Origin of the sequence: Pantoea sp. MT58 (assembly GCF_014495885.1) — a bacterium.
Lineage (GTDB): Bacteria > Pseudomonadota > Gammaproteobacteria > Enterobacterales > Enterobacteriaceae > Pantoea > Pantoea eucalypti.
Genome location: NZ_CP061083.1, coordinates 3,056,491 through 3,079,395, shown reverse-complemented (window position 1 = coordinate 3,079,395; position 22,905 = coordinate 3,056,491). Strand labels below are relative to the sequence as shown.

Genomic DNA, 22,905 nt, shown 5'->3' with positions numbered 1-22,905 from the left:
GTTGTGCGATTATTCAGTCAGTTAAGTTGGTATTTCCTGCGGGAGTGGCGGCGCTATCTGGGCGCGGTCATCCTGCTTATTGTTATTGCTATTCTGCAGTTGCTGCCGCCGCATGTAGTCGGCGTGATTGTCGATGGTGTAACACGTGACAACATGAGTTCCAGCCGCATCATGATGTGGATTGGGATCATGCTGGCAACGGCAATCGTGGTCTATCTGCTGCGCTATGTCTGGCGCGTCCTGTTGTTTGGTGCCTCCTACCAGCTGGCGGTTGAACTGCGCGAAGATTTTTATCGCCAGTTGAGTCGTCAGCAACCGGCATTTTACCTGCGTCACCGCACCGGCGACCTGATCGCGCGCGCCACCAACGACGTGGACCGGGTGGTGTTTGCGGCCGGAGAAGGGGTACTGACGCTGGTCGATTCGCTGGTGATGGGATGTGTGGTGTTACTGGTGATGAGTACTCAGATCAGCTGGCAACTGACGCTGCTGGCGCTGGTGCCGATGCCGATTATGGCTATCGTGATCCATCGTTACGGCAATCAGTTGCACCACCGCTTTAAGCTGGCACAGGCGGCCTTCTCCAGCCTCAACGATCAGACGCAGGAGAGCCTGACCAGCATCCGGATGATCAAAGCCTTTGGTCTGGAACAGCATCAGTCGCAGCAATTTTCCGACATCGCCCGTGATACCGGGGAAAAAAACCTGCGCGTCGCGCGGGTCGATGCCCGTTTCGATCCCACAATCTACATCGCGATCGGTTTCTCAAACCTGCTGGCGATTGGCGGCGGCAGCTGGATGGTGTGGCATGATCAGATGACGCTGGGACAGCTCACCAGTTTTGTGATGTATCTCGGCCTGATGATTTGGCCAATGCTGGCGCTGGCGTGGATGTTTAATATTGTCGAACGCGGCAGCGCCGCCTGGAGCCGCATCGGTGCGCTGCTGGCAGAAGCGCCAGCGGTGGAAGATGGCGATAAATCTTTACCCCACCAACCCGGCATGCTGCAGGTCGCTATTCGCGCCTTTCACTATCCGGACAGCACAGGTCCGGTGCTAAGCGATATCATCTTCCAGTTGAAACCCGGTGAAATGCTGGGACTGTGCGGGCCAACCGGCAGTGGCAAAAGCACACTGCTCAGCCTGATTCAGCGTCACTTTGATATTCAGCAGGGTGACATCCGCTACCATCAGATCCCGCTGCCGCAGTTACGGCTGGACAGCTGGCGCAGCCGTCTGGCCGTAGTCAGCCAGACACCGTTCCTGTTCTCAGACAGTGTGGCGAACAATATTGCATTGGGGAAACCGGGCGCAACCCAGCTGGAGATAGAACGTGCAGCTATGCTGGCCTGTGTTCATGACGATATCCTGCGTCTGCCGCAGGGTTATGAAACGGAAGTCGGGGAGCGCGGCGTCATGCTGTCCGGTGGACAGAAGCAGCGTCTTTCAATTGCCAGGGCACTCCTGCTGAATGCCGAAATCCTGATTCTGGACGACGCACTTTCTGCAGTGGATGGACGTACCGAACACGAAATCCTGCATAATCTGCGCATCTGGGGGCAGGGGAAAACACTGATTATCAGCGCACACCGCCTGTCGGCGCTGACAGAAGCCAGTGAAATTCTGGTGCTGCAACAGGGCAGTGTGATGCAGCGAGGCGATCACGATGCGCTGGCCAGCAGTGCTGGCTGGTATCGTGATATGTACCGGTATCAGCAACTCGAAGCGGCACTGGATGATGATGAAAATGAGAAAGGAGTGCCGCATGGCTAAGTCTGCACGCTTGTGGCCAACCCTGAAGCGTCTGCTGAGCTACGGCAAGCCATGGCGCAAATCTCTGTCGCTGGCGGTTGGCATGCTCTGGATTGCTGCCGCAGCGGAAGTGACCGGCCCGGTGCTGGTCAGCTATTTTATTGATAATCTGGTGGCGAAGCATCAGATGCCCTGGGGTATCGTTGCCGGACTGGTGGTGAGTTTTATCCTGCTTCAGTTACTGGCCGCCGGGCTGCACTACTGGCAGGCGCTGTTATTCAACCGTGCCGCGATTGGCGTGGTCCAGCAGTTGCGCTGTGACGTGATGAATGCAGCACTCTGTCAGCCGCTGAGCGCCTTTGATACCCAGCCGGTCGGTCAAATCATTTCGCGTGTGACGAACGACACCGAAGTCATCCGCGATCTCTACGTCACGGTGGTCTCCACTGTGCTGCGCAGTGCTGCACTCGTTGGTGCCATGATGGTAGCGATGTTCAGCCTTGACTGGCGTATGGCACTGGTGGCGATGATGATCTTCCCGCTGGTACTGATAGTCATGTTTATCTATCAGCGCTACAGCACGCCGATTGCCCGACGGGTTCGTAGTTATCTGGCAGACATTAACAACGGCTTTAACGAAGTGATCAGCGGCATGAGCGTGATTCAGCAGTTTCGCCAGCAGGCGCGATTTGGTGAGCGTATGGGCGAAGCGAGTCGCTCCCACTATCTGGCGCGAATGGAGACGCTGCGTCTTGATGGCTTTCTGCTGCGCCCTCTGTTGAGCCTGTTTTCAGCGATGGTACTGTGTGGGTTGCTGATCCTGTTCAGCTTCTCGGTGCCTGGCGTGTTTGAAGTCGGGGTGTTGTATGCCTTTATTACTTACCTGGGCCGCCTGAATGAGCCGCTGATTGAGCTGACCACGCAGCAATCGATGCTGCAACAGGCGGTGGTTTCTGGTGAGCGTATTTTCGAGCTGATGGATGCTACGCAGCAGCAATATGGCATCGACCCGCAGCCACTGGCTTCAGGTCGTATCACCCTGAACAATCTCAGTTTTGCCTACCGTGAAAACCGCGATGTACTCAGTGATATCAATCTTGACGTCGCACCGCGTGAATTCGTGGCACTGGTGGGCCATACCGGCAGCGGCAAGAGTACTCTGGCTAATTTGCTGATGGGCTACTACCCGGTGACGCGCGGCGAAATCCGGATTGATGACCGGCCTATTGGTGACCTGAGTCATGCCGTGCTGCGACACGGTATCGCGATGGTGCAGCAGGATCCGGTCGTACTGGCCGATACGCTGCTGGCCAATGTCCGGCTGGGCCGCGACATCAGTGAAGAGGCTGTCTGGCAGGTGCTCCAGCAGGTACAGCTGGCGCCACTGGCGCAGGCTTTACCAGAGGGAATTCATACCCGGCTGGGCGAGCAGGGCAATAATTTGTCGGTCGGACAGAAGCAGCTGCTGGCGCTGGCCCGGGTACTGGTTGATCTGCCGCAGATACTTATCCTCGACGAGGCAACAGCCAATATCGACTCCGGTACCGAACAGGCGATTCAGCAGACACTTGCGACGCTTCGTCAGCACAGTACGCTGGTGGTGATTGCGCACCGACTATCAACGATTGTGGAAGCGGACAAGATTCTGGTGCTGCATCGCGGTCGTGTGGTGGAGCAGGGTACCCATCAGCAACTGCTGGCGATGCAGGGACGCTACTGGCAGATGTATCAGCTACAACAGGCAGGTGAAAATCTGGCGTCGGGCGTGCCTGTAACATCTGAAGGTTGAGCTGCACCTTTTTTGAGCATGTTTATCAGAATAATCTGTACAAATGCACTCCTTTGACGCCTTAAGCACCAAAGGAGTGCAGTCCCTGGCAGTATTCCCCTTCATCCAGGCTTCAGGTTTCCGCTACGGTTAAAACCATGCCTTGCCGCGTCTCGCCTGACTCACTGATTAACGTCAGTTTTACACTCTGGCACAGGCTTTGCTTATATCCCTTCGTGTCCATAAACGTTACCAATTTACTCGCTGGAGGGGATCCAATGAAGCTGGTCACCGTCGTAATTAAGCCATTCAAGCTGGAGGATGTACGTGAAGCTTTATCCTCTATCGGCATTCAGGGACTGACCGTCTCCGAAGTGAAGGGGTTTGGCCGTCAGAAAGGCCATGCAGAGCTTTATCGTGGCGCAGAATACAGCGTAAATTTCCTGCCAAAAGTCAAAATTGATATCGCGATTGCCGATGATCAGCTGGACGAAGTGGTGGATGTCATCAGTAAAGCGGCTTACACCGGCAAAATTGGCGACGGTAAGATTTTCGTGGCTGAACTGCAGCGCGTCATCCGTATTCGTACCGGCGAGACCGACGAAGCCGCTCTGTAATCAAGACTCAGTACTGTGATGGGATGGAATAAAAATGAATAAAATGTTAGCTAAGTTGGGCCTCACCAGCCTGGCACTGTTACCCTCACTCGCGATGGCTGCGCCTGCCGTTGCGGACAAGGCTGATAACGCATTTATGATGATTTGCACCGCGCTGGTGCTGTTTATGTCAATTCCAGGTATCGCGCTGTTTTACGGTGGTCTGATTCGCGGCAAAAACGTTCTGTCGATGCTGACCCAGGTCGCGGTGACCTTCTCGCTGGTTTGCGTATTGTGGGTGGTCTACGGCTACTCCCTGGCGTTCAGTGAAGGCAATGCTTTCTTTGGTGGCTTTGGCTGGGCCATGCTGAAAAACATTCAACTTACCGCCGTAATGGGCAGTTTCTATCAGTATATCCACGTCGCTTTCCAGGCCTCATTTGCCTGTATCACCGTGGGCCTGATTGTCGGTGCGATAGCTGAACGTATCCGCTTCTCTGCAGTACTGATTTTTGTCGGTGTCTGGCTGACGCTCTCCTATTTACCTATCGCGCACATGGTGTGGGCGGGCGGTTTCCTGGCTCAGGATGGTGCGCTGGACTTTGCTGGCGGTACAGTAGTGCATATTAACGCCGCAGTAGCAGGTCTGGTGGGCGCTTATCTGGTAGGCAAACGTGCTGGCTTTGGTAAAGAGGCCTTTAAGCCACACAACCTGCCAATGGTCTTCACCGGCACCGCGATTCTTTATGTTGGCTGGTTCGGCTTCAACGCCGGTTCTGCGTCTGCAGCAAATGAAATCGCGGCATTGGCCTTCCTGAACACCGTCGTCGCAACCGCGGGCGCAGTCCTGGCATGGACCTTTGGCGAGTGGGCGGTACGTGGTAAGCCTTCTCTGCTGGGTGCCTGTTCAGGCTTTATTGCCGGTCTGGTAGCGATTACCCCAGCCTGTGGTTACGTTGGCGTGGGCGGATCCCTGATCATCGGTCTGGTTGGCGGCCTGGCAGGATTGTGGGGTGTGACCACCCTGAAGAAATGGCTGCGTGTGGATGATCCCTGCGATGTGTTCGGCGTACACGGCGTCTGCGGAATTGTAGGCTGTATTCTGACTGGCGTGTTTGCTTCCTCTTCACTGGGCGGCGTGGGCTATGCACAGGGCGTTACCATGGGCCATCAGGTCTGGGTGCAGCTGTTCAGCGTCGGCCTGACTATCGTCTGGTCGGGTGTTGTCGCCTTTATCGGCTTCAAGCTGGCTGACCTGATTGTTGGTCTGCGTGTACCGGAAGAGCATGAGCGTGAAGGTCTGGATGTAAACAGCCACGGCGAGAACGCTTACAACCAGTAATGTGTCAGTACGGAAAAGATTAATCGGGGGCGAGAAATCGCCCCTTTTTTTATTCGCTGCGCTGACGCATCACGCCTTCCTGAACCGTCGACGCCACCAGCACACCTTGCTGATTGTAAAACTCACCCCGGACAAAACCGCGTGCGCCAGAAGCCGAGGTACTGACTACGCTGTAGAGCAGCCATTCAGTGAAGTCGAACGGGCGATGGAACCACATGGAATGGTCGATCGTGGCGACCTGCATGTCCGGTTCTAAAAAGCCTTTGCCGTGCGGCTGAAGCGCGACCGGCAGGAAATTGAGATCGGAAGCATAGCCGAGCAGGTACTGATGAATACGTAAGTCGTCAGGTAGTGGGCCAGTGGCACGGATCCAGACCTGGCGCTCAGGCTTAGCCACATGTCCCCGCAACGGGTTGTGAATCTGTATCGGACGGATCTCCAGCGGACGTTCAGCAATGAATTTCTCGCGTAGCTTTTCTGGCAGAAGATGTGCCATTTTCTGCGCCATCGCCTGTTCAGTTAACAGGTTTTCAGGCCCGACGACTTCAGGCATCGGATTTTGATGTTCAAATCCGCTTTCCGGCGACTGAAACGATGCGGTCATGTAAAAAATCGGCTGTCCATTCTGAATGGCACTTACCCGCCGGGCACTGAAACTTTTGCCATCACGCAGCGTTTCAACATCATAGATAATCGCTTTCTGGCTATCGCCGGGCCGCAAAAAGTAGCTGTGGAAAGAGTGGATAACGCGATCTGGCGGAACGGTTTGCTTAGCGGCATAAAGCGCCTGACCGACCACCTGACCGCCAAAAACCTGGCGCAGACCCAGATCTTCGCTCTGGCCGCGATATAAACCCTCTTCGAGTTTTTCCAGATTTAACAGATTCAGCAGATTTTGCAGTGCCTGACTCATGGCGCATTCCTCAATAAAGTGACCTGCTCAGTGTGAAAGATCGGACCAGTTAACGTCAATCAGACTTTCCGCTTTAGCTGAGCCAGGCAAAATTTCATTTTTGTGCCAACATTAAGGACATACGGCGAGTGAAACGCTGTAAGCAGGATTCGCTGCCGACAATCATTTTGATCAAATGGAGACGACATCAATGAAACTCAGGCATGTGTGTAGTGGTGTAATTATGGCGCTTGCTGTTGCGGGATGCGCCGATAAGAGTAAACCCGTTCCGACCCCCACTCTGGGTTCTGCGGTTGCAGGCCAGACCGCGGCAATTGCGCAGCCTAACGTAAGTGGCTCTGTATTTATCCGCCAGCGCATTGCGCTGCCGCCGGATGCGGTGTTAACGGTAACCCTGTCTGATGCCTCTGTATCCGATGCACCATCAAAAGTGCTGTCGCAACGCGTGGTGCGTACTGAAGGTAAACAGGCACCGTTCCAGTTCGTGCTGCCGTTTAACCCGGCCGACATCCAGCCTAATGCGCGCATTCTGTTAAGCGCAGCGATCTCAATCGACGGCAAGCTGGCTTTTGTCACTGAAGGCGTGAAGCCGGTGATCAACCAGGGTGGCACTAAAGCTGAACTGCTGCTGGTACCCGTGCCATCAATGGCGATGCCAACCCAGCCGGGGGCAGCGACCACCGTTCCTTCGACCTCACCGACTCAGGTGACGCCGTCTGCAGCTGTTCCTGCACCAACCCATATTTAATCACTTTTCGGGGCGACCTTGTCGCCCCTTTTACTGCCTGAAATCCCAGCGATACGTTCCGATATCAAGCTGTCCCTCATCACTTACCTCTATGCCTTCGGCTTCCAGTGCATCGCGCTGTCTGAACAGACGGTCGCCCTGCAGTGAAATTTTACCGTGACGATTGACGACGCGATGCCAGGGAAGGGTAGTGCCTTCAGGTAACCGACTGAGCACGCCGCCGACCTGACGTGCCGCCCGCGGAGAACCTGCCAGCAGCGCCACATCGCCATAGGTAGTGACATGGCCATACGGAATAGCGGCAACAATTTGCCAGATGCGTTGCTGGAAGGTGTCAGGCTGATCCATGTGTTTATTTCATCTGCTTATTTCATCAGGAATAGGGTCTTAACTTTAGCATGGGGAGAAAGCAGTGAAAGCGTTATAGCGGCGGTTGTTCAAGAAAACAACGGTTGTCCCGACTACGCTTGCAATTGCACCCTCCTTCCCAGATAATGCCCCCGCTCTCGTAAAGAGGGCTTGTCAATGGGGGCCCTGTTGGTTCTCCCGCAATGCTAGCTTGTGAACTCGGTCAGATCCGGAAGGAAGCAGCCGTAGCAGGTGACGCGTGTGCCGGGATGTAGCTGGCAGGGCCCCCACCACTTTCTCCCTCGCAATATCCCTTCAAAGAAACTGCAGACAGGCAAAACCCGCCTGGCCGATTGGTTTGACGGCAGGCAGGAATATCCGGTACTAAAAAGTGTAAAGCTAAGTACTAATCAATAAAACTAGCGGACAAATTTCCAGACTGAACCCGGGACTTTATCGTAAAGCTTGTTCATCGTCAGTTCTGCCAGACGATGGTCAGCTGCCGAGTAAAATACCGCTAACTCATCTTCAGGTAATTCATACTTATTTTTTTCAATGACCCTTTCCAGGGTATCAAGTGAACGGCAACGCCGTAGTCGCATCAAATAATCAGTTTTAGTCAGGGTTTTGTTCATAAATAAACCGTTCTCATGTCTGTACTATAATGAATGGCTCGGTTGCTGGAGAAAAGCGCACTCTTCAGTGAACAGATTAAATAAGCGTTTAGCTGAACGTTGCCACCGTTGAAGATCCGGACTATTGACACCATAGTTGCTGAATAACATAAAGGTATCATCAAGATATTCATCGATTTGCGAAATCAGCGCTTCATCTTCAACGTGCTTAATTTTGTAATTCATGGTGAAAGAGGCGATGTGCTCAATCAAATCGTTAAGCTGCAGATTGCTTTCAGAAGTGGGATCATTTACCCAGCCATGATGGCTGTCGGTTAATGTTGCCATGCTGTCGTCAAACAGGCTTTCACATAGGTATTTAAGCTGGGCAATATCATGCCGTTTCGGTGAGTATTCGTCCATCTTTTTCCCCTCCATAGCTAGCACAGTTGCCGCAGGGCAGCGAGTCACGATAACGCCGCCGGGAAGCGATTATTCGGGCAGTTATTAAACGGGATATCTTAAAGATAGTGTAAAACCATTAGTTCTGCTCACCTCCATTACTAAATATTACAATTCATCGCTGGGGGAGGGTTGTGCATTGTCAATCGCATCAAACTCAAGTGCACCGGGCACAATGCGAAACTTCACCTGCTCCGATTGCGTTACTGTTTCATTTAAATCCTGACAAGGACTAAATAAATTCCAGTCAAAATCGTAAAGTAATTTAAAACTATCCAGATCCTGATATTCAACACAAATAATTTTTAAACTGCCAGGAACTAACTGCGCATTCTGCGAATACCAGCGTAAATCCCCTACCAGCAAATCTGTTATTTTGAGAATATTCCGCTGAACAATCTCCGCTAATTTTGCGCAGTCTGATTCGCCCACAGCAATATCACATTCAATTCGTGACAACATATCTGGTCCGCTTATAACCGTTAATAAACCTATCATTGGATTTCTGCAACCAGTTTGCAAGCCAGCAGAGCACAAAACCGTTAATTGTTAACCTGCGCGAGTGGTGTGAGCAGGCTGCATCGCATGTCTGCGACTGCCAGTGACACCTGGCGTTATTTATCTTTTGATACACATTCGCGCATAGGTGCAACAACAATATCCGATATATTATTGTTATGTTATAACATATTGGTGAAGTGATGCGTCAGAGTGGATTACTTATGTCATTAGGTGGGCGACTGGCTATCGCACTGCTGTTCATTGCGCTGCTTGCTGTGGCGATAAAATGGGGGATCAGCGCATGATCCGGTTCAACGCACTTCGCGCGGGCTATCAGGGACAGGCTGTTACCCCCGCCATCAATGGTCAGCTCAGCGCTGGCTCGATGACAGCCCTGGTCGGCGCGAATGGTAGCGGCAAATCAACACTGTTAAAAACCATCGCGGGCTTGCTGCCACCAATAGCGGGGCGCTGCGAGCTGCAGGTTTCGCGGCGGGCTATTGGCTGGATGCCACAGCGTACTGAACTGGAGACGCGCTTTCCCCTGACGGTATTTGAACTGGTTTCAATTGGCTGCTGGCCTCGCTGCGGCTGGTTCGGCGGCATCAACCGGGAACTGCGTCGGGAAATCTGGCAGGCGCTGGAGGCGGTTCAGATGCGTGATTATGCAGATGCGCAGCCCGCGACCTTATCGGGCGGACAGCTTCAGCGCGTCTTGTTTGCGCGACTGATGTTGCAGCGCAGCCAGCTCTGGCTACTGGATGAGCCTTTTAACGGCATTGATAGTCAGACGGTAACATTACTGATGTCGATACTGGAACAGCAACAGCAGGCTGGAACAACGCTGCTGGTGGTGCTGCACGACCGTCCACTGGTCGCTCGCTACTTCAGTAATGTGATGTCGATGGATGATACGGAGGTCAGTTGCACCTGGCTCCCTGATCCCCCTCTGCGGAGTTATGCGCCGTGACGTTGATACAGCCTTTTATTGAGTTTGGGTTTATGCGGCGCGCACTGGTTGCCTGCGTCGCGCTGGCTATCAGTGCCACGCCACTCGGCGTATTTCTTTCGCTGCGCCGTATGAGTCTGATTGGCGATGCGTTATCACATGCCGTGTTGCCGGGGGCGGCTATTGGCTATCTGATCTCCGGACTGTCACTGGTCGCGATGGGTATCGGCGGCCTGATCGCAGGTTTAGCCGTGGCGCTGCTCTCGGGCGCGGTGAGTCGATACACGCCCTTAAAAGAGGATGCCAGTTTTGCCGGGTTTTATCTCGGTTCGCTGGCGCTGGGCGTCACGCTGGTCTCACTGCGCGGCTCAAGCGTGGATCTGCTGCACGTGCTGTTTGGCTCGCTGCTGGCGGTGGACAACGCTGCACTGTTGCTGGTTGGCGGCATCGCCGCCTTTACGCTGATTATGCTGGCGATCATTTATCGTCCGCTGGTCATCGATGCCTTTGACAGTGACTTCCTGCGGGCGCAGGGAAAATGGAGTGCACCGCTGGTGCATGGTCTGTTTTTAATGCTGGTGGTGCTGAATCTGGTGGCGGGCTTTCAGGTGCTGGGCACGCTGATGTCGGTGGGATTAATGATGCTGCCCGCTGCCAGCGCCCGTTTCTGGAGTCGCCATCTTGCCGCGATGCTGGCTATCGCCATTTTCATGGCAATGCTTTCAGCCCTGGCTGGCCTGATGCTCTCCTGGCACTTTTCATTACCGGCCGGTCCCGCTGTGGTGCTGAGCGCCGCCATGCTGTTTTTTTTCTCCATTCTTGCAGGGCCATGCGGCGGGATTTTGCGCCGCCATTAATCTTAAGGGGTATCTATGAAAAAATTACTGGTTAGCCTGGCGCTCGCTGCGCTGTTTGCCACGCCATTTGCAATGGCAAAAACGGTGGATGTCGTGGCCAGTTTTACTGTGCTGGCAGATATTGTCAAACAGGTCGGCGGCGATCATGTCAACGTAAAAAGTCTGGTGGGACCGAATGGCGATCCCCATACGTTTGAACCGACGCCACAGGACAGCCAGGCGCTGGCGAAGGCCGATCTGGTGTTTGTCAGCGGACTGGGACTGGAAGGGTGGATGGATCGCCTGGTCAGCGCGTCGGGATATCGCGGGCAGCCCGTGGTCGCTTCAACGGGTGTGACTACCCGCAGCATGGAGGAGGAGGGTAAAACGGTGACCGATCCACACGCCTGGAACAGCATGCAGAACGGCGTTATCTACGCGACCAACGTGATGAATGCGCTGGTCAAAGCCGACCCTGAAGATGCACCAGCAATCCGCAAGCGTGGGCAGAATTACATACAGCAACTGCAGGCGCTGGATAGCTGGGCAAAAACGGCCTTTGATGCTATTCCAGTCGACAAACGTAAAGTGCTGACCAGTCACGATGCGTTTGGTTACTTTGGACAGCGATATGGCGTAACGTTTCTGGCACCCGTCGGATTCTCTACTGAAGCAGAAGCGAGTGCCAGCAACGTGGGGAGCTTAATCAACCAGCTCAAACAGCAGCACATTAATCGCTATTTCATCGAGAATCAGACGGACCCGCGGTTAGTGAAACAGATAGCCAGCGCGACCGGTGCTGAGCCAGGTGGTGAGCTCTATCCGGAAGCGTTATCCACGGCTTCTGGCCCGGCGGCGACTTATCAGGCGGCCTTTAAACATAACGTGAATGCGATGCTGAAGAGTATGCAATAGGCATAAAAAAGGCCGGGCGAGCCCGGCCAGTCATCACGACACAAACTAGCGTTTCTTCTTCCTTCCCTGTACAGCCTTAAAGCGTGGATTTGTTTTACAGATGACGTAAACACGTCCTTTCCTGCGCACCACTTTGCAATCCCGATGGCGATTTTTGGCGGAGCGCAGAGAGCTTAATACCTTCATGAGTTACCTCTTCTTTGCGGCCAGGAAAGAACCGAAACGCTGGTTAAAGCGCGCGGTGCTGCCTTCTTTAGCAAAATCTTTCTGTTTGCCGGTGTAGAAAACATGCGAGGCGGATGACACGTCCAGAGTGACGTAGGGCAGTGTTTCGCCTTCGAACTCAACTGTGCGATCGGTTTTAATGGTGGATCCGATTTTGAACCACACATCCGCGGATGTGTCATGGAAGACCACGTGACGATAGTGAGGATGAATATTCGCTTTCATAATGCACGCCTGTGTAATGTTATAATATAACATTATTATGCGCCGCACTTTTCAGCATTGCAACTGCCAGCGCGTTATTAAAAGCAGAGGATCTGCAAAGAGCAGGGACAGAATCGCAGGCATAAAAAAGGCCGCTTGCGCGGCCTCAGATGATTTACAGCTTAGTGAGTCTGGTTATGTTCAACCGGATGACTGTTCGCTGATTCTTCTTTTTTCTTGCCAAAGCGGCGGCGTACCACCACAAAGAACACCGGCACAAAGAAGATCGCCAGGATGGTCGCGGTAACCATACCACCGATTACGCCTGTACCTACCGCGTTCTGCGAACCGGAGCCAGCACCGGTACTGATCGCCAGCGGCAGTACCCCGAGAATAAACGCCAGTGACGTCATCAGGATAGGACGCAGACGCATACGACACGCTTCCAGCGCAGCTTCAATCAGCCCTTTGCCCTCTTTATCCATCAAATCTTTAGCAAATTCGACAATAAGGATGGCGTTCTTGGTCGAGAGGCCGATGGTGGTCAGTAACCCGACAACAAAGTAGACGTCATTACTTAAGCCACGCAGAGTGGTAAAGAGCAGTGCACCAATGACCCCGAGCGGGACAACCAGCATAACCGAGAAGGGAATCGACCAGCTCTCGTACAGTGCGGCGAGACACAGGAAGACCACAATCAGCGAGATAGCATAGAGCGCAGGAGCCTGATTACCGGACAAGCGTTCCTGATAGGACATGCCAGTCCAGTCATAGCCGATACCGGCAGGCAGTTTCGCCGCCAGCTCTTCCATCAGATCCATTGCCGCACCCGAACTTTTACCGGGAGCTGCCTGTCCCAGGATTTCCATCGCAGGCAGGCCGTTGTAACGCTCAAGGCGCGGTGAACCATACTGCCATTTCGCTGACGAGAAGGCAGAGAAGGGCACCATGGTTCCACTGCTGTTGCGCACGAACCATTTACCAATGTCGTCCGGCAACATGCGAGAGTCCGCTTTACCCATCACGTAAACTTTTTTCACACGACCGCGGTCAATGAAGTCGTTCACGTAAGAGCCACCCCAGGAAGCCGCCAGCGTAGTGTTGATATCACTGAGTGATACGCCCAGTGCCTGCGCTTTTTCCTGATCGATCGTCAGCTTGTACTGCGGTGTATCTTCCATACCGTTCGGGCGCACGCCAACCAGCGTATCAGGATGCTGTGCAATCATACCAAATAGCTGATTACGCGCTTCCGTCAGCTTATCGTGACCCAGGTTATTCTGATCGATGAGCTCAAAATCGAAGCCAGTCGCGTTACCCAGTTCAATGATAGCGGGCAGGTTGAACGGAATGACCATCGCATCTTTGATTGCGCCCAGCGCCTTCATGGCGCGGCCAGCAATCGCCGGAACTTTCATGTCTGCGCCGGTACGCTCATCCCACGGCTTGAGACTGACGAAGGCGATACCGGTATTCTGTCCACGACCAGCAAAGCCGAAGCCGTTAACGGTGAACACCGATTTAACCGTGTCTTTCTCCTGCGTCAGGAAGTAGTCCGTCACCTGATCAAGCACTTTCTGAGTACGCTCCTGCGTTGCGCCTGCAGGCAGCTGCGCCTGAGCCAGCAGCAGACCCTGATCCTCTTCCGGTAAGAATGAAGAGGGCAGTCGCATAAACAGAAACGCCATTCCGACCACGATGACCAGATAGATCAGCATGTAGCGACCCGTACTGCGAACCATGTGGCCGACACCATCCACATAGTGACTGGTGCTTTTGTCGAATATACGGTTGAACCAGCCGAAGAAACCGGTGGTTTTCCCGTGATCGCCTTTTTTGATCGGTTTCAGCATGGTGGCACAGAGTGCCGGCGTCAGAATAAAGGCGACCAGCACCGATAGCGCCATCGCCGAAACGATAGTAATGGAGAACTGGCGATAGATAACGCCGGTCGAGCCACCAAAGAACGCCATCGGAATAAATACAGCGGCCAGTACCAGCGCGATACCGACAAGTGCGCCCTGAATCTGCTCCATTGAACGCTTCGTTGCTTCTTTTGGCGGTAATCCTTCTTCCGCCATCACGCGCTCAACGTTCTCAACCACCACGATGGCGTCATCCACCAGCAAGCCGATGGCCAGCACCATCCCGAACATCGTCAGGGTGTTTATCGAATAACCAAACGCGTTGATAACGGCAAACGTACCCAGCAGTACCACGGGCACAGCGATAGTTGGAATGAGCGTGGCGCGGAAGTTCTGCAGAAACAGATACATCACCAGGAACACCAGCACAATCGCTTCGATCAGCGTTTTCACCACTTCGAAAATCGAGATCTTAACGAAAGGTGTGGTGTCATACGGATAGACCACTTTCAATCCGGCCGGGAAGGTCGGCTGCAATTTGGCCAGTTCTTCTTTCACCGCATTGGCGGTATCCAGCGCATTCGCACCGGTGGCCAGCTTGATACCGATACCGGACGCAGGCTTGCCATTATAACGGGCAACGATTTCGTAGTTTTCTGCACCGAGTTCAATCCTTGCCACATCACGCAGACGAACCTGAGAACCATCTTCGTTCACTTTGAGCAGGATTTTGCCGAACTCATCCGTTGAGGTCAGACGGGTTTGCGCAATGATTGAGGCATTGAGCTGCTGTCCTGGCACCGGCGGCGTACCACCTAACTGACCGGCAGCGACCTGGGTGTTCTGAGTGTTCAGCGCACTGATCACATCAACCGGCGTCAGGTTGTAGTTGTTCAGCTTGTGCGGATCCATCCAGATACGCATCGCGTACTGCGCACCAAATACCTGGGTATCACCCACGCCTTTGGTACGGCTGATCGGATCTTTGATTGATGACGAAATAAAGTCAGAAATGTCATTCTGCGTCATGTTGTCATCGTCGCTGATGAAGCCCGCAACCATCAGGAAGCTACTGGACGATTTCTTAACCTGAATCCCCTGTTGCTGCACTTCCTGCGGCAGCAGCGGCGTCGCCAGCTGCAGTTTGTTCTGCACCTGAACCTGCGCGATATCTGCATCTGTACCCGACTCAAAGGAGATGGTCAGGGTCAGCGTACCGGACGAGTCGCTGCTCGAGGACATATACATCAGTCCATCGATACCGTTCATGTTTTGTTCGATAACCTGGGTCACCGAGTCCTGCAGCGTTTTAGCATCCGCACCAGGGTAGGTGGCCTGAATCTCAATCGCCGGCGGGGCAACATTGGGATATTGCTCGATCGGAAGTTTGAGAATCGACAGCGCACCGACCAGCATGATGATGATGGCAAGCACCCACGCAAAGATGGGTCGATCGATAAAGAACTTAGCCATGAATCAACGGCTCCTGTTATGACGGTGACTTGTCAGACTGCGGCTTTGAATCGGGTGCCGCTTTCGCATCGTCTGAGACTTCTTGTGGGGTCACCTGTGCGCCCGGCTTGGCACGCTGCAGACCGGTGCTGATCACACGTTCACCCGCTTTAACACCGTCAGTGACTAACCATTTGTCGCCAATCGCCTGAGAGGTGGTGACCTGACGCGCTTCAACTTTGTTATCTGCACCCACGACCATGACCGTTGCCTGACCCGTTGGGGTACGGGTTACCGCCTGTTGCGGAACCAGCAATGCATCAGGATTGGTGCCTTCATCCAGACGCGCACGAACAAACATGCCCGGTAACAGGGTATGGTTCGGGTTCGGGACAATGGCGCGCAGGGTGATAGAACCGGTGGTTTCATCAACGGTGACGTCAGAGAACTCCAGCGTACCAGGCTGTGGATAGCTGCTGCCGTTCTGCATCAGCAGTGTCACATTGGCTTTGCCCTCGCTCTGCTTCAGCTGACCCGACTCCAGTTCTGAACGTAAGCGCATAAAATCTTCGCTCGACTGGGTGACGTCGACATACATGGGATCAAGTTGCTGCACGGTGGCCAGTGCGGTGGTTTGTGCGCTTTGTACCAGCGCACCTTCCGTTACCGACGATTTACCGATGCGGCCACTGATAGGCGAGGTGACTTTGGTGTAAGCCAGATTAATGCGGGCCGTTTCGACATTGGCTTTTGCTACCTGAACTGCAGCCTCGTTTTGCGCGGCTGTAGCAACAGCGGTGTCATAATCCTGCTGACTGATATATTTGGTGCCGAGCAGAGGTTTATAACGTTTGACGGTCAGCTGAGCGATATGTGCGTTAGCCTGCGCCTGCGTTAAATCACCTTTGGCGCTGTCATAGGCTGCCTGATAGGTAGCCGGATCGATCTGATAGAGAGACTGACCTGCTTTAACGTCGCTTCCTTCAATAAAGTTACGCTTCAGAATAATACCGGACACCTGCGGACGGACTTCAGCCACACGGTATGCCGAGGTGCGGCCTGGTAATTCAGTTGAAATCTTAAGGGGTTCCGTTTTCAGTGTAACAACACCTACGGCTGGCGGTTGCTGGGCGGCTTGTTCGGATTTATTGTTGTCACATCCTGTTAACAAAAAGCTGCCTGATAGCATCAGGACGGCCGCCAGAGGCGATAATCCTCTGATTTTATTCATAAATAAACCTCTAGTGTCCGGTATCAATTGGTCAATGGATCACAAAATGAAAAACCCATTGCTGTGGCAAGGCGCAGGTCATGCTATGGTACATACATTCACAAATGTATGTAAACTTACCTGTTTGTAAAAAAAGCCCACTATGGCACGAAAAACCAAAGCGCAAGCACTTGAAACACGGCATCAAATTCTTGATGCCGCTATTGTTCTCTTTTCGCAGCAGGGCGTCTCAGCCACCTCACTGGCAGATATCGCCACCGCAGCCAGCGTTACACGCGGGGCAATCTACTGGCATTTCAAAAACAAAGCCGATGTATTACACGAAATATGGCTTCGTTGTGATGCGGGTCTGGACGATGTGGAACTTGAGTATCAGACAAAATACCCTGGCGATCCACTCTCTGTGTTGCGCGCAATGCTGGTCTATATCTTTGAAGCGACTGCAAAGGATCCACAGCGACGCGCGTTGATGGAGATCATTTTCCATAAATGCGAGTTTGTGGGCGAAATGTCAGCACTGAAGAATATGCAACAAAGCTTACTGCTGGAATGCTACGATAAAATTGAAGATGTCCTGCGCCAGTGCATTGACGCCGGACAACTTCCGGGCACTCTCAGCACGCGTCAGGCTGCCCTGATTATGCGCGGTTACGTCAACGGTATGATGGAAAGCTGGCTGTTTTCGCCGGACAGTTTTGATTTAGCCGCAGACGCACCCGTTCTGACCAACGCCTTTATCGATATGCTGCGCCTCAGTCCGACGCTGACGGCTTCCTGTTAGGTCGGCTGGCTATCGCGCTTGTTCTCGAAATCGCGCTGCACCATAGCCAGCGCGGAGAGCACGGTCTCAACCGGCAATTGATGCTCTTCCAGTAGCTGAATCAGATCAACAGCCAGTTTGACGTCGTCAGGGGCGTTTTCCAGTGACATCTTGTCTCCTAAATACGTAATCGGGCCGCGACCAGCAGCATCAGTAACGCGCCGACAATCGCTATGCCCAGGGCGCCAGCATGCAGCGTTGCCAGCGAGCCCAGTTCAAAATAGGCGGCGATATAGCCGCCGATCAGTGCGCCGATCATCGACAGCGTCAGGGTCGCCATCAGGCCACCGGGCCGACCCGGTATCAGCAGACGCTTTAACAGGCCCAGCAGTAGCCCGCAAATTAGCCAGCTCAGTAAACCCATGGTTCGTCTCCAGGCAGAATTGCACTCAGTATAGAAGCGCTTTTCTCACGCTGCGCTTTATTCGCTGTGCACGCCGCCGCGCAGGGAAGCGCCCCATTCGACAGAGCGAATCGCCTGACGGCAGCGCGCCAGTCTTCCCTCTAGTGTTTCCAGATCCTGCTTCAGCTGACGCTGGACCGCCAGCGTTTCGGCCAGTGCCAGCCGCTGTTCACGCTGATCGATCATCGCCAGTAAGCGCCGTTCAAATTCACGGTACTCCTGATATTTTGAGGCGCGTGGGTTCTTAACCGGCTGTTCACGTTGGGTACGCAGCTTTTGGGTACTCGCCTCGCGTTGCAGGGCAGCAATCTGATCCACCAGGTGTTCAGCCAGCCAGGCACTGCGCGCCAGATCGTTGACGCTGTCGCACAGTCGGGCGAAATTCTGTTCCACTTCCAGCAGGTAATCTGCCAGCCGCGTGCCTTTGGTGTGAAAAAGCTGCGAGTCAAAGCGTGGCATACGGCACTCACCATCCGGATGACGCGCAATCTCCTGACGCAGGTCGATCAGAAGCTGTTGCAGGCGCTGTTGCAAAGCGATCGCACTCATCGCGTGACGTCCGGTTGTGCTAACGTAGTCGGATGAGGAAAGAGCTGGGCGGGATTCATGCAACGCATTCTGTTATTAACCCTCGGCTGGCTGGCGATTGTGCTGGGGACGCTGGGCATTGTATTACCTTTATTACCTACCACGCCATTCATGCTGCTTGCGGCCTGGTGTTTTGCGCGGTCATCGCCGCGCTTCCATCACTGGCTGCTGTGGAAATCGCCATTTGGCCGCTATTTGCGTCACTGGCAACAGCATCGCGCAATGCCGCCGGGCGCCAAAGTCCGTGCTATCTGCCTGATAGTCGCAACATTTAGTCTTTCGCTTTTCCTGGTGCATCAGCTCTGGGTACGCATCATGCTGCTGATCATGCTGGCGGCGCTGCTGCTGTTTATGTGGCGTATTCCGGTGGTGGCAGAAGCAGCGGACGCACCCAAGTCGCCGCGATAAAGTTGCATTTAGCCGGTCATTTGCTTAGATTTGGGCGTCTTCGTGCGTGGCTTCCCTTTGTGAATTGACTTCCGCTGAGCCTTTTACCAGGTATTAGCGCTTTTGAAGCTGCGCGAAACAGAATTTTTTACCAGGCGTATCATTATGACCGACACTGCGCAGCAGCTTGAATTCATTAAAAACAGCATTAAAAGTATTCCCGATTATCCTAAGCCAGGCATCCTGTTCCGCGATGTCACCAGCCTGCTGGAAGATCCCAAAGCCTATGCCGCGTCGATTGCGCTGCTGGTTGAGCGTTACCGTAATAAAGGCATCACTAAAGTGGTGGGTACGGAAGCGCGCGGTTTCCTGTTTGGTGCCCCGGTGGCATTAGGCCTCGGCGTCGGTTTTGTTCCGGTGCGTAAGCCCGGCAAACTGCCGCGTGAGGTTTACAGTGAAGCTTATGAGCTGGAATATGGCACCGATCAGCTGGAATTGCACAAAGATGCCATCCAGCCGGGCGATCTGGTGCTGGTGGTTGATGACCTGCTGGCGACCGGTGGGACCATTGAAGCGACCGTTAAACTGATCCGTCGTGCAGGCGGTGAAGTGAAAGACGCGGCTTTCATTATTAACCTGTTCGATCTGACCGGTGAATCGCGTCTCAATGCCCTGGGCGTTGAGAGTTACAGCCTGGTCAAATTCCCCGGCCACTAAGCCACTCTTTCGGCCTTGCCACCCGGTGAGGCCGTCACGCCTCTGGCGTCAAGATAACGAGTGCCAGCCAAAAGCGTAGCTGATAGACTACTGCAATCTTATACAGGGGTTGCAGAGCGTCTGCGCTCATCTTTCCATCCAACTTCGTCGAATCCACATGAGCTATCAGGTACTTGCGCGAAAATGGCGTCCCCAGGCTTTTGCTGATGTTGTCGGTCAGGAACATGTTCTGACGGCGCTGGCGAATGGATTGTCTCTGGGACGCATCCATCATGCTTATCTCTTCTCCGGCACCCGCGGCGTGGGGAAAACCACCATTGCGCGTCTGCTGGCCAAAGGCCTTAACTGCGAAACCGGTATCACCGCCACGCCCTGTGGTCAGTGTGATAACTGCCGTGAAATTGAGCAGGGCCGCTTTGTCGATCTGATCGAGATTGACGCCGCATCGCGTACCAAGGTTGAAGACACCCGCGATCTGCTCGACAACGTGCAGTACGCCCCGGCCCGTGGACGCTTCAAAGTCTATTTGATCGATGAAGTGCATATGCTGTCGCGTCACAGCTTCAATGCGCTGTTAAAGACGCTGGAAGAGCCGCCTTCACACGTTAAGTTCCTGCTGGCGACCACCGATCCGCAGAAACTGCCGGTGACGATTCTTTCGCGTTGCCTGCAGTTCCATCTCAAAGCGCTGGATGTTGATCAAATCCGTCAGCAGCTTGAGCATGTGCTGAAGCAGGAACAGATTGAGAGCGAAACCCGGGCGCTTCAGCTGCTGGCGCGCGCCGCCGATGGCAGTATGCGCGATGCGCTGAGCCTCACCGATCAGGCGATTGCCATGGGGCAGGGCGCGGTGACCAGCAACACGGTCAGCGTCATGCTCGGCACGCTGGATGATGAACAGCCGCTTGGGCTACTGGAAGCGCTGGTGGACGGTGACGGTCAGCAGGTCATGACACTGCTGAGCCAGGCGGCTTCACGCGGTGTGGAATGGGAGGCGTTGCTGGTGGAGATGCTGCGCCTGCTGCACCAGATTGCAATGGTGCAACTGCTGCCGGCTTCGCTCAGCGATGATGACGAGAGCAACGCTCTGCGACTGCGCGAACTGGCTCGCGTGGTGCCACCCGCCGATCTGCAACTCTATTATCAGACGCTGTTGATGGGCCGCAAAGATCTGCCGATTGCGCCCGATCGCCGCATGGGCGTGGAGATGACGCTGCTGCGCGCACTGGCGTTCCACCCCAAAGCGGCGGTGGCAGAACCGATTGCCCGTCCCGCGCTAACCCAGCAGATGGCACCTGTCGCGCCGGCGCAGACGGCACCGGCACCTTCCGGGCCTTCACCTGTCGCACGACACGCGGCAGCACAGCCCGCCACATCGTCACCTGCTCAGACAGCGTCACCTGTGGCGCAGCAGCCTCAGCAGCCGATGCCTGCGCCGCAACAGCACGTTGCCGCTCAGCCGCAGATGGCCGCGCCCGATGCGGCTCCGCAACCCGCGCCGCCGCCGGATGCGGCACCTGAAGCGCCACTTTCAAGCTCCACCAGCCAGCTCCTCCAGGCGCGCACGCAGTTGTTGCGTCAGGGAGCGAACAAACCAAAAAAGAGTGAGCCGGCGGCGCCAGGTGCGCGGCCGGCCAACTCGGCACTGGAGCGGCTGGCTTCGGTTACCGAGCGCAGTCAGCAGCGTATCCGCGATCGCGAGCCTGCCGCGCCGGTAAAAGAGGAAGCGTACCGCTGGAAAGCCGTTAATCAGCAGGTTGAAGTGGCAGAGCCGGTCGCGACGCCGAAGGCCTTGCGTTCTGCGCTGGAGCATGAGAAAACCCCTGAGCTGGCGGCGCGACTGGCGGAAGAAGCGCAACAGCGCGATCCCTGGGCCGCAGAGATTGCGACCCTGCCGCTGCCAAAACTGGTGCAGCAGCTGGCATTAAATGCCTGGAAAGAGACCACCGAAAACGGGGTCTGCCTGCATTTACGCAGCAGTCAGCGTCACCTGAATTCACCGTCGGCGCAGCAGGTGTTATGCGATGCGCTGAGTGAGCGTGCCGGGCAGAAAGTTGAACTCTCGGTCGTTGAAGACGATAATTCATCGGTGTTGACGCCACTGGAGTGGCGTCAGGCCATTTACGAAGAGAAACTGGCGCAGGCGCGTCAGTCGATCAACTGTGATACCCACATCCAGACGCTGCAGCGATTTTTCGATGCTGATCTGGATGAGGAGAGTATCCGACCTGTTTGAACACGCTGCTGCTATCGTAACGATAGCGTTGTAGCCTTAGCTGAGAGAGAAAACTATGTTTGGTGGTAAAGGCGGATTGGGCAACCTGATGAAACAGGCCCAGCAGATGCAGGACAAAATGGCCAAGGTTCAGGAAGAGATCGCCGCGATTGAAGTGACCGGCGAATCGGGTGCTGGCCTGGTAAAAGTGACCATTAACGGCGCGCACAACTGCCGTCGCGTGGAAGTCGATCCCAGCCTGCTGGAAGATGACAAAGATATGCTGGAAGATCTGATCGCTGCGGCGTTCAACGATGCGGCACGTCGCATTGATGAAACCCAGAAAGAGAAGATGGCGTCTGTCTCTTCGGGTATGCAGCTGCCACCAGGCTTTAAGATGCCGTTCTGATGCAAACCAGTCCACTGCTTGAATCATTGATGGAGTCGCTGCGCTGTCTGCCCGGCGTTGGGCCGAAATCGGCACAGCGCATGGCTTTTCAGCTGCTGCAGCGCGATCGCAGCGGTGGTATGCGCCTGGCGCAGGCGCTGACCCGGGCGATGTCGGAGATTGGTCACTGTGCTGATTGCCGGACATTCACCGAGCAGGAAATTTGCACCATCTGCGCCAATCCACGGCGTCAGCAGAATGGTCAAATCTGCGTAGTGGAAAGCCCGGCAGATATTCACGCCATTGAGCAGACCGGCCAGTTTGGCGGCCGCTACTTTGTGCTGATGGGACATCTGTCGCCGCTCGACGGCATTGGTCCGGCAGATATCGGCCTGGATCGTCTGGAACAGCGACTGGAGAGTGAAACGCTGCAGGAAGTGATCCTCGCGACCAATCCGACGGTGGAAGGCGAGGCGACCGCAAACTACATTGCGGAACTCTGTGGTCAGTATGGCGTTGACGCCAGCCGTATCGCGCACGGTGTGCCGGTGGGCGGAGAGCTGGAGATGGTCGATGGCACCACGCTGTCCCACTCGCTGGCAGGTCGTCAGAAGTTTAAATTTTAATCACTTGCCGGTGTTGTGAAAGACACCGGCTTGAAAACCC

General features: G+C 54.6%; 26 protein-coding genes, 1 other RNA gene and 1 other annotated feature. Of the genes, 15 read left to right on the top strand and 12 right to left on the bottom strand.

The window, feature by feature from the left end; all coding sequences use genetic code 11:
* Positions 1–3 precede the first annotated feature (3 nt).
* The 4 genes from IAI47_RS14595 (at position 4) to amtB (ending at position 5,458) form a co-directional block, all read left to right on the top strand.
* Positions 4–1,773: a SmdA family multidrug ABC transporter permease/ATP-binding protein gene (locus tag IAI47_RS14595; RefSeq protein WP_008924905.1), complete on the top strand. Its 1,770-nt coding sequence runs from the start codon at positions 4–6 to the stop codon at positions 1,771–1,773.
* The gene (locus tag IAI47_RS14590) at positions 1,766–3,541 is read left to right on the top strand and encodes a SmdB family multidrug efflux ABC transporter permease/ATP-binding protein (RefSeq protein ID WP_008924906.1); all 1,776 of its coding nucleotides are present in this window, start codon (positions 1,766–1,768) and stop codon (positions 3,539–3,541) included. Before IAI47_RS14595 ends, IAI47_RS14590 begins: the two co-directional genes overlap by 8 nt.
* Positions 3,542–3,798: 257 nt before the next feature.
* On the top strand, positions 3,799–4,137 hold the full coding sequence (gene glnK, locus IAI47_RS14585) for a P-II family nitrogen regulator (RefSeq protein WP_003850469.1): 339 nt from the start codon (positions 3,799–3,801) through the stop codon (positions 4,135–4,137).
* Between the two features lie 34 nt (positions 4,138–4,171).
* Positions 4,172–5,458 (top strand): ammonium transporter AmtB, encoded by a 1,287-nt coding sequence (gene amtB, locus IAI47_RS14580; RefSeq protein WP_003850465.1) that lies wholly within the window; start codon positions 4,172–4,174, stop codon positions 5,456–5,458.
* Between the two features lie 49 nt (positions 5,459–5,507).
* Here the strand turns inward: amtB and tesB are convergent, their stop codons facing one another.
* Positions 5,508–6,371 (bottom strand): acyl-CoA thioesterase II, encoded by an 864-nt coding sequence (gene tesB / locus IAI47_RS14575; protein WP_008924907.1) that lies wholly within the window; start codon positions 6,369–6,371, stop codon positions 5,508–5,510.
* Between the two features lie 190 nt (positions 6,372–6,561).
* On the opposite strand from tesB, the gene IAI47_RS14570 reads away from it, so the two are divergent.
* Positions 6,562–7,119, top strand: a complete 558-nt coding sequence (locus IAI47_RS14570) for a YbaY family lipoprotein (RefSeq protein WP_008924908.1) — start codon at positions 6,562–6,564, stop codon at positions 7,117–7,119.
* A 30-nt stretch (positions 7,120–7,149) separates the two neighbouring features.
* Here IAI47_RS14570 and IAI47_RS14565 read toward each other — a convergent pair whose 3' ends face one another.
* Complete coding sequence (locus IAI47_RS14565; protein ID WP_003850460.1) at positions 7,150–7,467, bottom strand: MGMT family protein; 318 nt, start codon at positions 7,465–7,467, stop codon at positions 7,150–7,152.
* A gap of 187 nt (positions 7,468–7,654) precedes the next feature.
* Between IAI47_RS14565 and ffs the strand changes: the two genes are divergently transcribed.
* An RNA gene (ffs, locus tag IAI47_RS14560) (signal recognition particle sRNA small type) lies at positions 7,655–7,751 on the top strand.
* Positions 7,752–7,886: 135 nt separating this feature from the next.
* On the opposite strand, the gene IAI47_RS14555 is transcribed toward ffs, so the two are convergent.
* The 3 genes from IAI47_RS14555 to IAI47_RS14545 all read right to left on the bottom strand — a co-directional run bounded on the left by IAI47_RS14555 (position 7,887) and on the right by IAI47_RS14545 (position 9,005).
* The gene (locus tag IAI47_RS14555; protein WP_003850458.1) at positions 7,887–8,102 is read right to left on the bottom strand and encodes an HHA domain-containing protein; all 216 of its coding nucleotides are present in this window, start codon (positions 8,100–8,102) and stop codon (positions 7,887–7,889) included.
* A 24-nt stretch (positions 8,103–8,126) separates the two neighbouring features.
* Entirely contained in the window at positions 8,127–8,504 is a 378-nt protein-coding gene (gene tomB / locus IAI47_RS14550) for an Hha toxicity modulator TomB (RefSeq protein WP_003850455.1), read from the bottom strand.
* Positions 8,505–8,651: 147 nt separating this feature from the next.
* Positions 8,652–9,005: a hypothetical protein gene (locus IAI47_RS14545; RefSeq protein WP_008924909.1), complete on the bottom strand. Its 354-nt coding sequence runs from the start codon at positions 9,003–9,005 to the stop codon at positions 8,652–8,654.
* Positions 9,006–9,345: 340 nt separating this feature from the next.
* Here IAI47_RS14545 and IAI47_RS14540 point away from each other — a divergent pair, with 340 nt between their 5' ends.
* Genes IAI47_RS14540 through IAI47_RS14530 form a run of 3 tightly spaced genes read left to right on the top strand, consistent with a single transcriptional unit; the run spans position 9,346 to position 11,744 of the window.
* Positions 9,346–10,014 (top strand): metal ABC transporter ATP-binding protein, encoded by a 669-nt coding sequence (locus IAI47_RS14540; RefSeq protein ID WP_008924910.1) that lies wholly within the window; start codon positions 9,346–9,348, stop codon positions 10,012–10,014.
* Complete coding sequence (locus IAI47_RS14535) at positions 10,011–10,850, top strand: metal ABC transporter permease (protein WP_003850449.1); 840 nt, start codon at positions 10,011–10,013, stop codon at positions 10,848–10,850. The genes IAI47_RS14540 and IAI47_RS14535 overlap by 4 nt, the downstream gene beginning before the upstream one ends.
* A gap of 15 nt (positions 10,851–10,865) precedes the next feature.
* Positions 10,866–11,744 (top strand): metal ABC transporter substrate-binding protein, encoded by an 879-nt coding sequence (locus tag IAI47_RS14530; RefSeq protein WP_187961148.1) that lies wholly within the window; start codon positions 10,866–10,868, stop codon positions 11,742–11,744.
* 45 nt (positions 11,745–11,789) lie between these two features.
* Here the strand turns inward: IAI47_RS14530 and ykgO are convergent, their stop codons facing one another.
* The 4 genes from ykgO to IAI47_RS14510 form a co-directional block, all read right to left on the bottom strand.
* Positions 11,790–11,930, bottom strand: coding sequence for a type B 50S ribosomal protein L36 (ykgO, locus tag IAI47_RS14525; RefSeq protein ID WP_003850445.1), 141 nt, complete (start codon positions 11,928–11,930; stop codon positions 11,790–11,792).
* A 3-nt stretch (positions 11,931–11,933) separates the two neighbouring features.
* Positions 11,934–12,194 carry a type B 50S ribosomal protein L31 gene (locus IAI47_RS14520; protein ID WP_008924911.1) on the bottom strand — a complete coding sequence of 87 codons (261 nt, stop codon included), beginning with the start codon at positions 12,192–12,194 and terminating at the stop codon, positions 11,934–11,936.
* Between the two features lie 161 nt (positions 12,195–12,355).
* A complete protein-coding gene (locus tag IAI47_RS14515; protein ID WP_003850443.1) occupies positions 12,356–15,511 on the bottom strand; it encodes a multidrug efflux RND transporter permease subunit AcrB in 3,156 nt (1,051 codons plus the stop codon).
* 16 nt (positions 15,512–15,527) lie between these two features.
* Entirely contained in the window at positions 15,528–16,721 is a 1,194-nt protein-coding gene (locus tag IAI47_RS14510; RefSeq protein ID WP_008924912.1) for an efflux RND transporter periplasmic adaptor subunit, read from the bottom strand.
* 142 nt (positions 16,722–16,863) lie between these two features.
* Between IAI47_RS14510 and acrR the strand changes: the two genes are divergently transcribed.
* A complete protein-coding gene (gene acrR, locus IAI47_RS14505; protein ID WP_003850439.1) occupies positions 16,864–17,502 on the top strand; it encodes a multidrug efflux transporter transcriptional repressor AcrR in 639 nt (212 codons plus the stop codon).
* Here the strand turns inward: acrR and rsmS are convergent.
* The 3 genes from rsmS to priC are packed head-to-tail and all read right to left on the bottom strand — an operon-like array spanning position 17,499 to position 18,493.
* The gene (gene rsmS / locus IAI47_RS14500; RefSeq protein ID WP_003850436.1) at positions 17,499–17,651 is read right to left on the bottom strand and encodes a pleiotropic regulatory protein RsmS; all 153 of its coding nucleotides are present in this window, start codon (positions 17,649–17,651) and stop codon (positions 17,499–17,501) included. The two genes, acrR and rsmS, sit on opposite strands and share 4 nt — an antisense overlap.
* Before the next feature lie 8 nt (positions 17,652–17,659).
* Entirely contained in the window at positions 17,660–17,905 is a 246-nt protein-coding gene (locus tag IAI47_RS14495) for a membrane protein (RefSeq protein WP_008924913.1), read from the bottom strand.
* Between the two features lie 57 nt (positions 17,906–17,962).
* On the bottom strand, positions 17,963–18,493 hold the full coding sequence (gene priC, locus IAI47_RS14490) for a primosomal replication protein PriC (protein WP_008924914.1): 531 nt from the start codon (positions 18,491–18,493) through the stop codon (positions 17,963–17,965).
* 57 nt (positions 18,494–18,550) lie between these two features.
* Here priC and IAI47_RS14485 point away from each other — a divergent pair, with 57 nt between their 5' ends.
* From IAI47_RS14485 to recR, 5 genes are all read left to right on the top strand, one after another.
* The gene (locus IAI47_RS14485) at positions 18,551–18,940 is read left to right on the top strand and encodes a DUF454 family protein (RefSeq protein WP_003850431.1); all 390 of its coding nucleotides are present in this window, start codon (positions 18,551–18,553) and stop codon (positions 18,938–18,940) included.
* A 144-nt stretch (positions 18,941–19,084) separates the two neighbouring features.
* Entirely contained in the window at positions 19,085–19,636 is a 552-nt protein-coding gene (gene apt / locus IAI47_RS14480; RefSeq protein WP_008924915.1) for an adenine phosphoribosyltransferase, read from the top strand.
* A 157-nt stretch (positions 19,637–19,793) separates the two neighbouring features.
* Positions 19,794–21,872 (top strand): DNA polymerase III subunit gamma/tau, encoded by a 2,079-nt coding sequence (dnaX, locus tag IAI47_RS14475; RefSeq protein WP_008924916.1) that lies wholly within the window; start codon positions 19,794–19,796, stop codon positions 21,870–21,872.
* Positions 21,214–21,275, top strand: a sequence feature (DnaX frameshifting element). (Overlaps the previous gene by 62 nt.)
* A 55-nt stretch (positions 21,873–21,927) precedes the next feature.
* A complete protein-coding gene (locus tag IAI47_RS14470) occupies positions 21,928–22,260 on the top strand; it encodes a YbaB/EbfC family nucleoid-associated protein (protein ID WP_003850423.1) in 333 nt (110 codons plus the stop codon).
* Positions 22,260–22,865, top strand: a complete 606-nt coding sequence (gene recR, locus IAI47_RS14465; RefSeq protein ID WP_003850420.1) for a recombination mediator RecR — start codon at positions 22,260–22,262, stop codon at positions 22,863–22,865. Before IAI47_RS14470 ends, recR begins: the two co-directional genes overlap by 1 nt.
* The last annotated feature ends 40 nt before the right edge of the window (positions 22,866–22,905 follow it).

What these genes read in the sequence shown, in the direction of transcription:
- IAI47_RS14590 (WP_008924906.1), top strand. Translation starts at nt 1,766, where the DNA reads ATGGCTAAGTCTGCACGCTTGTGGCCAACCCTGAAGCGTCTGCTGAGC.
- glnK (WP_003850469.1), top strand. Translation starts at nt 3,799, where the DNA reads ATGAAGCTGGTCACCGTCGTAATTAAGCCATTCAAGCTGGAGGATGTA.
- amtB (WP_003850465.1), top strand. Translation starts at nt 4,172, where the DNA reads ATGAATAAAATGTTAGCTAAGTTGGGCCTCACCAGCCTGGCACTGTTA.
- tesB (WP_008924907.1), bottom strand. Translation starts at nt 6,371, where the DNA reads ATGAGTCAGGCACTGCAAAATCTGCTGAATCTGTTAAATCTGGAAAAA.
- IAI47_RS14570 (WP_008924908.1), top strand. Translation starts at nt 6,562, where the DNA reads ATGAAACTCAGGCATGTGTGTAGTGGTGTAATTATGGCGCTTGCTGTT.
- IAI47_RS14565 (WP_003850460.1), bottom strand. Translation starts at nt 7,467, where the DNA reads ATGGATCAGCCTGACACCTTCCAGCAACGCATCTGGCAAATTGTTGCC.
- IAI47_RS14555 (WP_003850458.1), bottom strand. Translation starts at nt 8,102, where the DNA reads ATGAACAAAACCCTGACTAAAACTGATTATTTGATGCGACTACGGCGT.
- tomB (WP_003850455.1), bottom strand. Translation starts at nt 8,504, where the DNA reads ATGGACGAATACTCACCGAAACGGCATGATATTGCCCAGCTTAAATAC.
- IAI47_RS14545 (WP_008924909.1), bottom strand. Translation starts at nt 9,005, where the DNA reads ATGTTGTCACGAATTGAATGTGATATTGCTGTGGGCGAATCAGACTGC.
- IAI47_RS14540 (WP_008924910.1), top strand. Translation starts at nt 9,346, where the DNA reads ATGATCCGGTTCAACGCACTTCGCGCGGGCTATCAGGGACAGGCTGTT.
- IAI47_RS14530 (WP_187961148.1), top strand. Translation starts at nt 10,866, where the DNA reads ATGAAAAAATTACTGGTTAGCCTGGCGCTCGCTGCGCTGTTTGCCACG.
- ykgO (WP_003850445.1), bottom strand. Translation starts at nt 11,930, where the DNA reads ATGAAGGTATTAAGCTCTCTGCGCTCCGCCAAAAATCGCCATCGGGAT.
- IAI47_RS14520 (WP_008924911.1), bottom strand. Translation starts at nt 12,194, where the DNA reads ATGAAAGCGAATATTCATCCTCACTATCGTCACGTGGTCTTCCATGAC.
- IAI47_RS14515 (WP_003850443.1), bottom strand. Translation starts at nt 15,511, where the DNA reads ATGGCTAAGTTCTTTATCGATCGACCCATCTTTGCGTGGGTGCTTGCC.
- IAI47_RS14510 (WP_008924912.1), bottom strand. Translation starts at nt 16,721, where the DNA reads ATGAATAAAATCAGAGGATTATCGCCTCTGGCGGCCGTCCTGATGCTA.
- acrR (WP_003850439.1), top strand. Translation starts at nt 16,864, where the DNA reads ATGGCACGAAAAACCAAAGCGCAAGCACTTGAAACACGGCATCAAATT.
- rsmS (WP_003850436.1), bottom strand. Translation starts at nt 17,651, where the DNA reads ATGTCACTGGAAAACGCCCCTGACGACGTCAAACTGGCTGTTGATCTG.
- IAI47_RS14495 (WP_008924913.1), bottom strand. Translation starts at nt 17,905, where the DNA reads ATGGGTTTACTGAGCTGGCTAATTTGCGGGCTACTGCTGGGCCTGTTA.
- priC (WP_008924914.1), bottom strand. Translation starts at nt 18,493, where the DNA reads ATGAGTGCGATCGCTTTGCAACAGCGCCTGCAACAGCTTCTGATCGAC.
- IAI47_RS14485 (WP_003850431.1), top strand. Translation starts at nt 18,551, where the DNA reads ATGCAACGCATTCTGTTATTAACCCTCGGCTGGCTGGCGATTGTGCTG.
- apt (WP_008924915.1), top strand. Translation starts at nt 19,085, where the DNA reads ATGACCGACACTGCGCAGCAGCTTGAATTCATTAAAAACAGCATTAAA.
- dnaX (WP_008924916.1), top strand. Translation starts at nt 19,794, where the DNA reads ATGAGCTATCAGGTACTTGCGCGAAAATGGCGTCCCCAGGCTTTTGCT.
- IAI47_RS14470 (WP_003850423.1), top strand. Translation starts at nt 21,928, where the DNA reads ATGTTTGGTGGTAAAGGCGGATTGGGCAACCTGATGAAACAGGCCCAG.
- recR (WP_003850420.1), top strand. Translation starts at nt 22,260, where the DNA reads ATGCAAACCAGTCCACTGCTTGAATCATTGATGGAGTCGCTGCGCTGT.